Origin of the sequence: Aquisalimonas asiatica (assembly GCF_900110585.1) — a bacterium.
Taxonomy (GTDB): Bacteria; Pseudomonadota; Gammaproteobacteria; order Nitrococcales; family Aquisalimonadaceae; genus Aquisalimonas; species Aquisalimonas asiatica.
Genome location: NZ_FOEG01000009.1, coordinates 29466 through 42739, shown reverse-complemented (window position 1 = coordinate 42739; position 13274 = coordinate 29466). Strand labels below are relative to the sequence as shown.

General features: G+C 67.4%; 12 protein-coding genes. 8 read left to right on the top strand and 4 right to left on the bottom strand.

The features are described from left to right. Positions 1–50: 50 nt before the first annotated feature. A complete protein-coding gene (locus tag BMZ02_RS15405) occupies positions 51–1652 on the bottom strand; it encodes a class I adenylate-forming enzyme family protein (protein ID WP_091645489.1) in 1602 nt (533 codons plus the stop codon). Positions 1653–1781: 129 nt separating this feature from the next. Between BMZ02_RS15405 and BMZ02_RS15400 the strand changes: the two genes are divergently transcribed. From BMZ02_RS15400 to BMZ02_RS15385, 4 genes are all read left to right on the top strand, one after another. Further along, positions 1782–1973 (top strand): hypothetical protein, encoded by a 192-nt coding sequence (locus BMZ02_RS15400; RefSeq protein WP_091645487.1) that lies wholly within the window; start codon positions 1782–1784, stop codon positions 1971–1973. Between the two features lie 265 nt (positions 1974–2238). Then, positions 2239–3420, top strand: coding sequence for an acetyl-CoA C-acetyltransferase (locus tag BMZ02_RS15395; RefSeq protein WP_091645486.1), 1182 nt, complete (start codon positions 2239–2241; stop codon positions 3418–3420). A gap of 94 nt (positions 3421–3514) precedes the next feature. After that, complete coding sequence (locus BMZ02_RS15390) at positions 3515–4513, top strand: NAD(P)H-dependent flavin oxidoreductase (protein ID WP_091645484.1); 999 nt, start codon at positions 3515–3517, stop codon at positions 4511–4513. 294 nt (positions 4514–4807) lie between these two features. Continuing rightward, complete coding sequence (locus tag BMZ02_RS15385; protein WP_091645482.1) at positions 4808–5743, top strand: bile acid:sodium symporter family protein; 936 nt, start codon at positions 4808–4810, stop codon at positions 5741–5743. A gap of 36 nt (positions 5744–5779) precedes the next feature. Here the strand turns inward: BMZ02_RS15385 and BMZ02_RS15380 are convergent, their stop codons facing one another. Beyond that, positions 5780–6400 (bottom strand): glutathione S-transferase family protein, encoded by a 621-nt coding sequence (locus BMZ02_RS15380; RefSeq protein WP_091645480.1) that lies wholly within the window; start codon positions 6398–6400, stop codon positions 5780–5782. Between the two features lie 132 nt (positions 6401–6532). Here BMZ02_RS15380 and BMZ02_RS15375 point away from each other — a divergent pair, with 132 nt between their 5' ends. Both BMZ02_RS15375 and BMZ02_RS15370 read left to right on the top strand, forming a co-directional pair. Beyond that, entirely contained in the window at positions 6533–7639 is a 1107-nt protein-coding gene (locus BMZ02_RS15375; protein WP_245754048.1) for a histone deacetylase family protein, read from the top strand. A 71-nt stretch (positions 7640–7710) separates the two neighbouring features. Continuing rightward, positions 7711–8304, top strand: coding sequence for an RNA ligase partner protein (locus BMZ02_RS15370; RefSeq protein ID WP_091645478.1), 594 nt, complete (start codon positions 7711–7713; stop codon positions 8302–8304). Here BMZ02_RS15370 and BMZ02_RS15365 read toward each other — a convergent pair whose 3' ends face one another. Both BMZ02_RS15365 and BMZ02_RS15360 read right to left on the bottom strand, forming a co-directional pair. After that, the gene (locus BMZ02_RS15365; RefSeq protein ID WP_091645477.1) at positions 8305–9402 is read right to left on the bottom strand and encodes an RNA ligase; all 1098 of its coding nucleotides are present in this window, start codon (positions 9400–9402) and stop codon (positions 8305–8307) included. It abuts the gene before it with no gap. A 50-nt stretch (positions 9403–9452) separates the two neighbouring features. Beyond that, positions 9453–11309, bottom strand: a complete 1857-nt coding sequence (locus tag BMZ02_RS15360; RefSeq protein ID WP_171909951.1) for a putative bifunctional diguanylate cyclase/phosphodiesterase — start codon at positions 11307–11309, stop codon at positions 9453–9455. A 153-nt stretch (positions 11310–11462) separates the two neighbouring features. Here BMZ02_RS15360 and BMZ02_RS15355 point away from each other — a divergent pair, with 153 nt between their 5' ends. Both BMZ02_RS15355 and BMZ02_RS15350 read left to right on the top strand, forming a co-directional pair. After that, a complete protein-coding gene (locus BMZ02_RS15355; protein WP_091645474.1) occupies positions 11463–12434 on the top strand; it encodes an ATP-binding cassette domain-containing protein in 972 nt (323 codons plus the stop codon). Continuing rightward, positions 12431–13255, top strand: coding sequence for an ABC transporter permease (locus tag BMZ02_RS15350; protein ID WP_091645472.1), 825 nt, complete (start codon positions 12431–12433; stop codon positions 13253–13255). The genes BMZ02_RS15355 and BMZ02_RS15350 overlap by 4 nt, the downstream gene beginning before the upstream one ends. Positions 13256–13274: the final 19 nt, after the last annotated feature.

Genomic DNA, 13274 nt, shown 5'->3' with positions numbered 1-13274 from the left:
ATCGTCTCCCTGTCCCTGAATCGTCTGCGGCCAGCGCAACGGCGATACCGTCACCCCGTCCCATGACCGCCTGATCGCTGCGCCGCGAACGCGTCCCGCAGCGCGCGCTTGAGCACCTTGCCGTTCGGATTCCGCGGCAACGGCTCCTGCCGGAGAATTACCCCCTCCGGTACCTTGTAGTCGGAAAGCTCGGCGGCGCAATGGTCCAGCAGGGCGCTCTCGTCGAGACCGCTCCCCGTTGGCACCACGAACGCGTGCACCCGCTCGCCCAGCACCGGGCACGGCGTGCCGATCACGGCCACCTCCGCCACACCGGGGTGCGCCAGCATGACGTTTTCCACTTCCGTGGTGAAGACCTTGTAGCCACCGCGGTTGATCATGTCCTTCTTGCGGTCGAAGACATACACGAAGCCGTCCGCGTCCATGGAGCCGATATCGCCCGAGCGCCAGAACCCGCCGGTGAACTCCCGCGCCGTTGCCTCCCGGTTGTTCCAGTACCCCGGCACCACCATGGGCCCGGCCACCCAGAGCTCGCCGGGCTGGCCCCGCGCCACCTCGCGGCCGTCGTCATCCATGATGGCCACCCGGGCGCAGGGCAGCGCCACGCCGATGCTGTCACCACGGACGCCGGTCTCGGCGGGCGGCATCATGGTGACCGGGGAGCTGGTCTCGGTGGCGCCATAGGCGTTCATGAGCTGCAGATCCGGCAGCCGTTCCGCCAGTTTGCCGATGGTGACCTCCGGCATGGGCGCCCCACCGTAGCCGCCGATCCGCCAGGCGGAGAGATCGAACCGGTCGAACGCCGGATCCAGCAGGCAGAGGTTGTACATGGCGGGCACCAGCACGGTGTGGGTCATGCGCTCGCGGGCGGCCAGCTCCAGGAAAGCGCGCGCCTTGAACTCGCTCTGGATGATCAGCGTCCCGGCCGCGTGCAGGCACGTGCCCATGAGCGCCACCAGCCCGGTGACGTGACTGAGCGGCACCGTGATCAGTGAGCGCTCGCCCGGCTCGAGCCCCATGCAGACGGTGAAGTGCATCAGCGAGTGGATAATGCCGAGGTGGGTCAGCATGGCGCCCTTGGGCCGGCCGGTGGTGCCGGACGTATACAGAATGGCGGCCACGTCCTCCTCCGCCACGGCGGCGGGCTCCCGGCGGCCGCCGTGCTGCAGCAGGCGGTCGAAGGCGGTCGTGCAGATGCGGTGCGCCAGGCCCGGCAGGGCCGCGTTGTCGGGCAGCCGTTCGCGGACGTCGGGCTCGTGCACCAGCACCAGGGCCCCGGAGTCCCCCAGGGCGTGCTCGTAGCCGGAGCGGCTGTCGCGGGTATTCAGGGGCACGGCGACGGCGCCCAGACGCCAGGTTGCCAGCACCAGCACCACGAACTCGATGCGGTTACCGAGAATCAGGGCCACCCGGTCGCCAGCACCGACACCACAAGCGGCAAGGCCGGCCGCCACCTTCCCCACCTGCTCGTCCAGCGCCCGGTAAGTCAGGCGCCGGTCACCGTGCACCAGGGCGTCGTTGTCGGGTACGCGGGCCAGGGCCTCCGGCAGCAGTCGGTTGAGGTGGTCCGGCCGCTCCCGAAAGCAGTGCACAACACGGTCGCCGTAGTGATGCTCCCGAGCGATCTCCGGTACAACAGGTGTGGCCCACATTGCAGTTCTCCTCACGAGTTCCATTGATTTGTGACAGTCACGCAAAAGCAATTTGCCAGTACACCCCTGCATGGTCGCCGGGGACCCCGTTATCATGCACCGCAACATAAATCGCGAAACGAGGGTGTCATGAACAATCATCGAACCGACGAGCCGTTCGTGCTGAGCCACGCCAGCATTGCCGCCTTCGAAAAGCAGGCACGCCTGGAGCGCAACCGCTACATGGCGTCGCTCATCCGCGCCGGCTTCGGCCGCCTGCGCGCGATGGCAGCCCGTCTGCCGGAGGCGATCAGCGCCCGCGGTGAAGCGCGCGAGGCCTGACCCAGCGCCCCGATCCGGCGGAGCCCCCGTGGCTCCGCCGCACCTCCGCTCCCCCCCTCACGCTCGCACACCTTCCCCGAAAAGTTTGTAACATAGTTATCTGTTGCGGCGCTGCGCACGGAAAGGCCAGATTCGCCTGTCCCGTTCCAACAGCGCACAATCCGTACACAGTGACCAGAAGCCTGGCGCGTTGACCGTGCTCCGACTGTCCCCGTGACGGTCTGCCCGGTTACGTCACACAATCATCCACGGGGAGGACCGAATCATGAGCGAAGCGTATATCGTTGCCGCAACCCGCACGGCCGGCGGCCGCAAAGGCGGACGCCTGTCGGGCTGGCACCCGGCGGACCTGGCGGCACAGGTCATCAACGGGCTGGTGGACCGGGCCGGCGCCGATCCGGCGCTGGTGGAGGATGTGATTCTCGGCTGCGTCAGCCAGACGGGCGAACAGGCCATGAACGTCGGCCGCAACGCCGTGCTCGCGTCGAAGCTGCCGGAGTCGGTCCCGGGCACCACCATCGACCGCCAGTGCGGCTCCTCCCAGCAGGCGCTTCACTTCGCCGCCCAGGCGGTGATGGCCGGCTCCATGGACGTGGTCATCGCCGGCGGCGTCGAGAGCATGAGCCGCGTGCCGATGTTCTCCACCATCAAGCTGCCCCAGAAGGCCGGCATGGGCCACTACATGAGCCCGGGCATCCGTCAGCGCTACGACGGCGTCGAGGAGTTCAGCCAGTTCATGGGCGCCGAGATGATCGCGAAGAAGTACGGCCACTCGAAGGAGGATCTGGACCGCTACTCCCTGCAGAGCCATCAGCGCGCCATGGACGCGGCGCGCAGCGGCCGGTTCGAGGAGGAAATCCTGCCGGTACCGGCCCGCTCCGCCGAAGGCGGTGACGACGGCGAACTGCATACGGTGGACGAAGGCATCCGCTTCGACGCCTCCCTGGAGGGGATCGCCGGTGTCGCGACCCTGCAGGAGGGTGGTTACATCAGCGCGGCCAACGCCAGCCAGATCTGCGACGGTGCCAGCGGCGTCATGGTCGTTAGTGAACGCGGCCTGAAGGCGATGGGTGTGGAGCCACTGGCACGGATTCACCACATGAGCGTCATCGGCCACGACCCGGTGATCATGCTGGAAGCGCCGCTGCCGGCGACCGAGCAGGCTCTGAAGAAGACCGGGCTGTCGGCGGACGCCATCGATGCGTTCGAAGTGAATGAAGCCTTCGCCCCGGTGCCGCTGGCGTGGCTGTCCGCCACCGGTGCGGACCCGGAGCGGATGAACATCAATGGCGGCGCCATCGCTCTGGGGCATCCCCTGGGCAGCTCCGGGACCAAGCTCATGACCACACTGGTCCACGCCCTGAAGCAGCGCCAGGGCCGTTACGGTCTGCAGACCATGTGCGAAGGTGGCGGCATGGCGAACGTCACCATCATCGAGCGGTTGTAATGGCCGCGCGTCGTCCGCGACGACGCTGCTCGATGTTCGCGCCACGGGCCGATTGACGGCCCCCCCGATACCCATCAGGAAGAAGAGAACGCAAATGACTCTGCCAACGATTCTCGAGGAGAACCTGCGGCTGCCGGTAATCGGCTCGCCCCTGTTCATTGTCTCCAACCCGGACCTGGTCATCGCTCAGTGCAAGGCGGGCATTGTCGGCTCGTTCCCGGCACTCAACGCCCGCCCCGCCGAGGAGCTGGAGGTCTGGCTGCAGCGCATCACCACCGAGCTCGCCGAGTACAAGGCCGCGCACCCGGAGAAGAAGGTGGCGCCCTACGCCGTGAACCAGATCGTGCACCAGAGCAACGACCGCCTGGAACATGACCTGGAGATGTGCGTGAAGTACGAGGTGCCCATCGTCATCACCAGCCTGCGCGCCCCCACCGAGGCGATCCCGGCGGTGCACTCCTATGGCGGGCTGGTGTTCCACGACGTCATCAACGTGCGCCATGCGCAGAAGGCGATCGAGGCGGGCGTGGACGGCCTGATCCTGGTATGCACCGGCGCCGGCGGCCACGCCGGCACCCTCAGCCCGTTCGCCCTGGTCTCGGAGATCCGCAGCTTCTACGACGGGCCGATCATCCTCTCCGGCGCCATCACCCGCGGCGAACATATCCTCGCCGCCCAGAGCATGGGAGCGGACCTGGCCTACATGGGCACCCGCTTCATCGCCACCGAGGAAGCCAACGCGGCGCCGGACTACAAGTCCATGATCGTCGACTCCAGCGCCGGAGACGTGGTCTACACCAACCTGTTCACCGGCGTACACGGCAACTACCTGGGCGGCAGTATCACCCGCGCCGGCCTGGACCCGAACGACCTGCCGGAAGCCGACAAGAGCAAGATGTCCTTCGGCTCCGGCGGCAGCAGCAAGAACAAGGCGTGGAAGGACATCTGGGGTGCCGGCCAGGGCGTCGGCAGCATCCGTGATGTCCGCCCCGCGGGCGAGGTGGTCACCAATCTCGAGCGGGAGTACGTCGCCGCGCAACGCCGCATGGCCGGCCAGATCTGGGCGATGGAAACCGCTGTCGACCCCGTCTGATCTCCCTCCGCAGCAGGTTGCGTCGTCCTGGCGCAGCCTGCACTCCCCTTTGCCGTACGTCCTCGCTGATCGCCTGGTGGACCTGAAGGTCCACCCTACGAGCACTTCCCCTTTTCCGGACGTCGTCGCCTGGTGGACCTGAAGGTCCAACCGACTGCCCCTGCAACCACCCCGACACGGCCCCCGGGCCTTGGACTCGTCCGCACAACTGAGTCATTATTCGTGTTTGTTTCACAATGACGCGTTTAGCTGGTTCGCGCCGGGGCGCTGTCAGGATGTCTACCTGGAGGAGAAATGGAGAACGACGTCAACCTGTTACTGGATGTCATGCTGCCGCTGACCCTGATGTTCATCATGTTCGGCATGGGCATGACCCTGACCCTGCGGGATTTCATCCGCCTCAAGGATTACCCGCGCGCGCTGGTGGCGGGGCTGGGTGGTCAGCTCGTCCTGCTGCCCATCGTCGGTTTCCTGCTGGCCATGACCTGGGGGCTCGGCCCCGAACTTGCCATCGGCCTGATCATCCTCGCGGCCTGCCCCGGCGGCACCACATCCAATCTCACCACCCACCTGGCCCACGGCGACCGCCCACTGTCCATCACGCTGACCGCGGCAACCAGCTGCATCGTGGTTCTCACCATTCCGGTGCTCGCGGCCCTGGCCATGGATTACTTCCTGGGCTCGGCGCCGGACGATATTCCGTCGCCGGTGGTTCAGATCATGTTCGGGGTGTTCGTGTTCACGCTGCTGCCCCTGTCCCTCGGGATGATGGTGCGGCGCTTTGCGCCCCGCTTCGCCCACCGTATCGGGCCGCTCTACGACAAGTTCGCCGCCCTGGCCTTCATGTTCATCGTGCTTGCGGTGGTCTGGGCCGAGCGGGACGACATCATGGCGCTGTTGCCCCAGGTCGGCTCAGTGGTGATCGCGCTGAACGTCATCATGGTGGCCCTGGGCCTGCTCATGGCGTCGCTGCTGTCGCTGCATCTGCGTCAGCGCCTCACCGTGGCCATCGAGATCGGCCTGCAGAACACGCCCCTGGGCATGGCCATCGCCGGGACACTGCTGCACGGCGTGCGGGGGCTGGACGGTGAAACCATGCTGATGCCCGCGGCCCTGTACGGCCTGATCATGTTCATCCCCGCCACGGCGCTGATCCTGTTCGGGCGCAAGCGACTGCCTTCACCCCATGCCGGTATGGCATCGGACCAGGCCACCGCTCCACAGACCTGAGGCCCCGGCCGGGCACCGCGCTGATGCGGTGCCCGGTTACTCCGCTGCCTTCATGGCTTCATCGTCCAGTGCAGCGGCACGGCGGTAGGCATCGCGGTCGCTGACGCGGACCCAGTAGTCGCGGAACAGCTCACGCTCCTCGATCATGCCGTTTTCAAGACCCCATCCGATCTGCGAGCCCACATAGACATCCGCCGCAGTGAAATGCTCGTCGGCAATGAACCCGCCACCCACCAGGGCCCGGGCCAGGGTCTCCATCACGGAGCCGTAGTCGCCACAGCCGATTCGCACCTGTTGCTCCGCGTCGGGCTCCACACCCATGCTGCGATTCATCACCGCCGCCTCCAGCGGGCCGGCCGCGAAGAAGAGCCAGCGGTAGTAGGCGCCACGGGACAGGGGTGACGGCGCAAGGCCGGCACTCGGGAATGCGTCGGCAAGATAGGCGCAGATCGCCGCGCTTTCCGTGACGATGGTGCCACCGTGCAGGATGGCCGGCACCTTGCCCATGGGATTGATGGCCAGGTACTCGGGGGATTTCATCGCCCCGCCGTACTCCAGCAGCTCGGTACGGTACGGAATGCCCAACTCCTCCAGCATCCAGCGCACGATGCGGCCGCGGGACATGGGGTTGGTGTAGAAAATCAGCGCTTCCGCCATGGCGGACACTCCCTGTAACTGAGCCTGCGACCATATCACCTTTTGCAGTGCCGCGGTTCCATGCCACTGTTTATACTAACCTTCCAGTAGGCGCGCCGTCGGCGGGCCAGTCACCGAAACCGAGGGGGCCTGGTGGCAACAACCGACCCGACAACCATCCTGTTCTACGACGAACGCGTGCTCGCCCACGAGCCCGATACCGATGCGGCCTTTCTCCCCGGCCGCCTGGAGAAGCATCTCCGCCAGATCCTCTCCGGTCTTGGCGTCCCATGGAAGTACCCCGAACACCCCGGCCGCCTGACGGCGATCATGCAGTTGCTGGCACAGCAGCCGATCCCGGGCGTCACCGTGGAGTCGGGCATGCCGGCCACCCGGGAGCAGCTGGCACGGGTCCATACCATGTCCTATCTGGACGCGATCAACGCCCTGCGGGGGACCAACGCCTGGCTGGACGTGGACACCACCGCCGTCTCGCCCGGCAGTGTGGACGCGGCGGAAGTGGCGGCCGGCACCGCCGTGGCCGCGGTGGAGGCCGTGGTCAGCGGCCGCTCGCGGTCGGCGTTTGCCGCGGTACGCCCGCCGGGCCATCACGCGGAACCGGTCCGTGCCAGGGGCTTCTGCCTGTTCAACAATGTCGCCGTGGCGGCCGCCCACGCCCAGGCCGCCCTCGGGTGTGAACGGGTGATGATCATCGACTGGGACGCCCACCACGGCAACGGCACCCAGGACATCTTCTGGGCGGACCCGGACGTGCTGTTCGTGGATATCCACCGCGCCGCGCCCTTCTATCCCGGCTCCGGCCGGCTGGAGGAGATCGGCGCCGGGCTGGGCGAAGGCACGACCGTGAACATCCCGATGCCTGCCGGCGCAGGCGACGTGGCCTACCTCAAGGCCTTCCGCGACATCATCGTGCCGGCGGCAGACTGGTTCCGGCCGGATCTGGTGCTGGTCTCGGCGGGCTTCGACCCGCACTGGTACGACCTGGCGCTGAATGTCTCCTACGAAGGCTTCGGCGCCATGACCGGCATCCTTCAGGACGTGGCCGCCAGACACTGCGACGGCCGCCTGGTCTTCGTGCTGGAGGGGGGCTACAACCTGGACTCCCTGTCCAACGGTGTGCACGCCGTGTTGTCGGTGCTGGCCGGCGCCGAGCCGCCCGAGCCGGGCGTGTGCGGCGTGCGGGAGGTGGAGGAGGCAGCGGCGTTTCACCGCAACGCCTTCCAGTCACCCGAGCCGTAGACCGGGCCGTTGACGCGCTGCGGCCGGCGTCACAAGATGCCGGGAGAGTCCGTCCTCGTTCGGGAGCCGCCATGCGACGCTTCGTGCTGGACACCAGCGTATTCACCAACCCGCACGTCTCCGCGCAATTCGGCGAGACGCCGGTGCAGGTACTGGAGACGTTCCTCGCTCTGGCGCGGCGCTGCCCGGCGGAGTTCTACATGCCGCTGTCGGTCTACGAGGAGTTCCGCACCATCCGGGAGCTCGACGACGCCCTGGCCGGCGACGTGGAGACCGAGATCTGGGTCCGCTCGCCCCAGCGCTTCTCGCTGACCATCCCCAGTGACGTGCTCTACGAGTTCATCGACGAGGTGCGCACCCGCATCGACCGCGGGCTGCGCATCGCCGAGGAGCACACCAAGCGGGCAGGCGCGGCGGCGGACATGGACCCGGAGCTCATCACCCATTTGCGCGAGCGCTTCCGGGAGGCCATGCGCAAGGGGCTGGTGGACTCCCGGGAGGACGTGGACGCGGTGCTGCTCGCCATGGAGCTGGACGCGGAACTCGCCAGTGCCGACGAGGGCATGCGCAAGATGGGCAACCGCATGGGCGTGAAGCTGGTCACCGCCGCCTACCTGCGGCGGGTCATGGAGAACCTGGCCGACCGCGATGCACCGCGCCCCTGATCAGTCGAACTGCGCGCCGCCGGCCAGGGTGTTGGCCAGGGTGCCGGTCATGCGCTCCAGTTCGCGCTCGAACTCCAGCCGCCAGTAATCGCCCTCCCGGCGCGGCATGTCCTCGGCGATGTGCACCCGCCGGCCACCGGTGGCCTTCATGTGCGCCATGAACAGCTCCGCGTTGCGCCGCCGCCGGAAGCGGCAGCGGAACGGGATGCCCACACGCCCGTGCTCACGGCTGCGGTTGATGGCCCGCCCCAGCCCTTCGATAAAGGCCTGGCCGAGCTGGCGCTCCAGCGCCGCATCGCCCATCTGGCCGTGTTCACTGGCGAACAGTGCCAGGCGCATCAGCCGGTTGGTGAAATACTCCGGCGGCAGGTCCAGGAGCTGATCGCCGCACAGGGCGATGTCGACGATGTTGCTGCGGCCGGTGACGTACTTGGCCCGGACATCCTCGCGCTCCGCCTTGAAGACCAGCCCCTCGCTGCCCCGGGCATCCAGCGCCAGGATCAGCTCACGCAGGGGTTCCACGTCCTGCGTCCCGTAACGGCCGAAGATCCGGGCGGCGGGCAGCGTGTAATAGTCGAGGCGCGCCATGCGGTGTTCCTGGTGCAGAAAGTGACCGGTGGCGGTGTCCATCATGTCGAAGATGAACAGCGCCACGTCCTCCTTGATGTCCGGCGGACAGCCTTCCAGATAGGGGTTCTCCGGCCCGGCGATCTCGGCGCAGAGCACCAGGTGAGGTTCGTCGTCCAGGATGGTGGCGTCCAGCAGGTCCGGGAGCCGGTCGGTGCTGAACGGACACACGAACCCGCCCCGGCTGAAGGCATAGAGGTCGTCCTTGTAGCGCGCGATGCGCACGTTGAAGCCGTCGATCTTCTCTTCCGCCCAGAAGGCGTCGCCAAAGTGACGCTCCAGCCCGGCCGCCAGCGACTGCACCCGGCCAATGGACGGATACCCGGGGATCACGGTGCCGTCTTCGAGAATCACGCTGCCCCGGGGGTAGCCATCCACGCTATCCACCAGACGGGTGTACCGCAGCGTCTCGAAGCGTTCTTCCACCGCCTTGCCACGCTCGACAGCATCGGCCAGCACCTGCTTCTGCATGCGTCTCCCCCGGGATGGCCCGAATCCCGCCTTCACCCCAACATACGCTGTCAGCGTAGTCCATCCATGCCCGGCGAGACATGCAGGGTCGCCGGCAGCCGGCTCACGGCGTCCGCAGGCATGGGCCTGGCCAACAGATAGCCCTGCACCAGGGCACACCCGGACTCACGCAGGAACTGGTACTGGGACCACGTCTCCACGCCCTCGGCCACTGTCTGCAGCCCCAGGCTGCGCGCCATGCCGATCATGGAGCGGGTCAGTGTGACATCCTGACTGTCGTCCGGCAGACCGTCGACGAAGGAACGGTCGATCTTGAGTCCGGCGATGGGCATGCGGCGCAGGTAGTCCAGGGACGCGTAGCCCGTCCCGAAATCATCCACGTAGATGCTGATCCGCGCGTCACTGAGCGTGCGCATGTTCTCGGCCACGTGATCGCCGTGGCTGACCAGCGACAACTCGGTCACCTCCAGGTGCATCAGCTCCGGCGGGATGCCCGCGGCGGTGAGGCTGTCCAGTACCATGGCCGCAAACCGCGGGTCCTGGAGCTGCACCGCTTCCACGTTGACGGAGACGGGGCGGACATCAACGCCAGCGCGCCGCCAGGCGGCCAGCTGACGGCAACTCTCCTCCACCACCCAGCGGCCCATGGGCACGATCAGGCCCGTCTGCTCGGCAACGGCGATGAAACTGGCGGGCGACATTTCGCCAAGCTCCTCGTCGTGCCAGCGCAACAGCGCCTCGTAGCTCACGATGCCGTTGTCGGAGAGAGACGTAATCGGCTGATAGTACAGGCGGAATTCCTGCCGCTCCGTGGCCCGGCGCAGACGGGACTCCACGGCAATGCGACGGGAGATATCCGCGGAGTCGGCCTGGCTGACGAACCGCACCGGCCGGTGCAGGCCATCGGACGGCACGCGAACGGCGGCGGCCGCCCGCTCCAGGAGCCGCCGCGGCGTTGTGCCGTGATCCGGGAAGACGGAGCCGCCGATACGAATGTGCAGGTAGTGCTCGTGACCATCGACGATGAACGGCCGCTCCAGTGCCGTGCGGACCTGCTCGGCGATGGTATCGATGCAGCCGGTGTCGCGCCCCGGCGCCGGCAGCACCAGTGCGCATTCGTTGCCTTCAAGCCGCGCGGCCGTGCCGCCGGGCGGGCAGCCGTCGCGCAGCCGTGTGGCGAGCTCCACCAGGATCCGGTCACCCGCGGCCGTGCCATGACTCTCGTTGATCAGCCGCAGACCCTCGATATTGAACAGCAGCACGACCACCTTGCGGCCATCCCGCTGACTGAGCTCGATCAGGTGCTGCAGGCGCTCGCCCAGCAGGCGGCGATTGGGCAGGCGGGTGAGCGGATCGTAGAACACGGAGAACTCGATGGCGGCACGCAGCCGGCGCAGCTCGCGCACGTGATGCAGCTCGTGCTGCACCAGCTCCGCGAACTGCCGCAGACGGGCCAGCGCCTGCTCGTCGAAGGCCCGGGGTATCCGGTCGATGACGCACAGGGTGCCCACGGGATGCCCCGCGGGGCCGTGCACCACGACACCGGCATAGAAGCGGATCCCGGGCTCGCCCGTGACCAGCGGATTACGCACGAAGCGCGGATCCCGGAGCGTGTCGGGCACGAGAAACACGCCGTCGGCGCTGTCGATGGCGTGGGCGCAGAAGGAGATGTCCCGGTCCACCTCCTTGCGCTCCCAGCCGAAGGCCGACTTGAACCATTCCCGGTCGCGATCCACGAGGCTGATCAGTACAACCGGGAAGCGAAAGATGTCGGCAATCAGGTGGGTGAGCCGGTCGAAGCGCGTCTCCGCCGACGTATCGAGCACGTTAAGGGAGTAGAGATCGTACAACCGCTCGTCCTCGGTGGCCGACCTGACGCTGCCCCCGAGGTTCAGATCCTGCTCCATGACAGGCCACCTCAACTGCATTAACCGTCCGTTTTACCAGCATAGTCGAGTGCCCTGTTCATCGCCCGGGCCGACGCTGGACATAACGCCCGATCGCGGGGAGGATTGCACCATGCCAATGAACGGACTCAACCCGCCCCGGAGCACAGCCCCATGACCACAGCCATCCACGCCGAAGGCCTGTGCAAACGTTTCGGCGACACCCAGGCACTGGGAGGCGTCAGCCTCGATGTGCAGCCGGGCACGGTGCTCGGCCTGCTCGGGCCCAACGGCGCTGGCAAGACCACGGTAGTGCGCATTCTCTCGACGCTGCTTCACGCCGACGCCGGCACGGCGACCGTGGGCGGCTTCGACGTCCACACCCAGGCGCACCAGGTCCGTCAGCTCATCGGTCTCACCGGCCAGTACGCGTCGGTGGACGAGCGCCTGACCGGACGCGAGAACCTCGTCCTCATCGGGCGCCTGCTCGGCCTTCCCCGCCGGACTGCCCGTGAGCGTGCGGATGCGCTGCTGGCGCAGTTCCAGCTCGAGCACGCCGCTACCCGGGCCGCCCAGACCTACTCGGGCGGCATGCGCCGGCGCCTTGACCTGGCCGCAAGCCTGGTGGGTCAGCCGCGCATCCTGTTTCTGGATGAACCCACCACCGGGCTCGATCCGCGCGCGCGGCTGGAGCTCTGGGGGCTGATCCGCCGACTGGTGGCCGAGGGCACTACCGTGCTGCTCACCACCCAGTACCTGGAGGAAGCAGATCAACTGGCCGACGAGATCGTGGTCATCGACGGCGGCCAGGTGATCGCTTCCGGTACGGCCGATGCGCTCAAGGCCCGTATCGGCGCCCGCACCCTGGTGGCCAGCGCCACGCGGGAGGCGGACATCGCGCCCATTGCCGCAGCCATCAGCCGGATCACCGGGGAAACGCCCGAAGTGGACGGCTTGCGGGTATCCGCACCGGCGCGCGACGCCGACATGCTGCCCGCCGTAGTCCGCACGCTCGACCGCGACGGCCTGGCGGTGAACGAGCTGATGCTGCGCAGCGCCAGCCTGGACGATGTCTTTCTCGCCCTGACCGGCCGTCACGCGGACGCGGACGACGCAGTGCAGCCCACCGGAACGGAGCATTCATGAACCAGCGCGCCACCGCCGACACTGTCCCGTCCGCCACAGGCGCTGGCCCCGGTCTCCTCCAGGGCCTGCAACAGACCGTCAGCCTGGCCGGACGCACCCTGTTGCAGCTGCGTCACAACCCCTGGGAGCTGGGCGACTTCAGCATCCAGCCGGTGCTCTTTCTGCTGCTGTTCCTGTACGTCTTCGGAGGCGCCATCGCCGGCTCCACCAGCGATTACCTGACCTTCATCCTGCCCGGGGTGATCGTGATGAACATGGCCTTCGTTACCGTCTACGTCGGCCATGGCCTCAACACCGACCTCACCAAGGGTTTCTTCGACCGCCTGCGCGCGCTGCCCATCGCCCCGTGGGCGCCGCTGGCCGGGCGGATCCTGGCGGATCTGGTCAAGCAGGCGTGGTCCATCGTGCTGCTGCTCGCCATCGGGTTCCTGCTGGGCTTCCGGCTCGGCACCTCCGCAGGCGGCCTGCTGGCAATGGCCGCCCTGATCCTTGTATTCGCCCTGTCCCTGTCCTGGGTCATGGTGCTGGTTGGGGTCATCGCCCGGGACCCCGAACACGTGCAACTGTTCGGCTTCACGGCACTGTTTCCGGTGACCTTCGTCAGCAACGTCTTCGTGCCCGTGGAGACCATGCCCGGCTGGCTGCAGGTCGTGGTCCTTGCCAACCCGATCTCCCAGCTCTCGGATGCCTCCCGGGGGCTGATCGTCGGCGGTCCGGTCCTGGAGCCGGCGCTGTGGGCCATGGCCTGGTCGGTGGCGATTACCGCGGTGTTCGCCCCCTTGTCCGTGTGGGCGCTGCGGCGGCGGATCATGAACCGTTGAACCGGCAGCCCGTCTACCC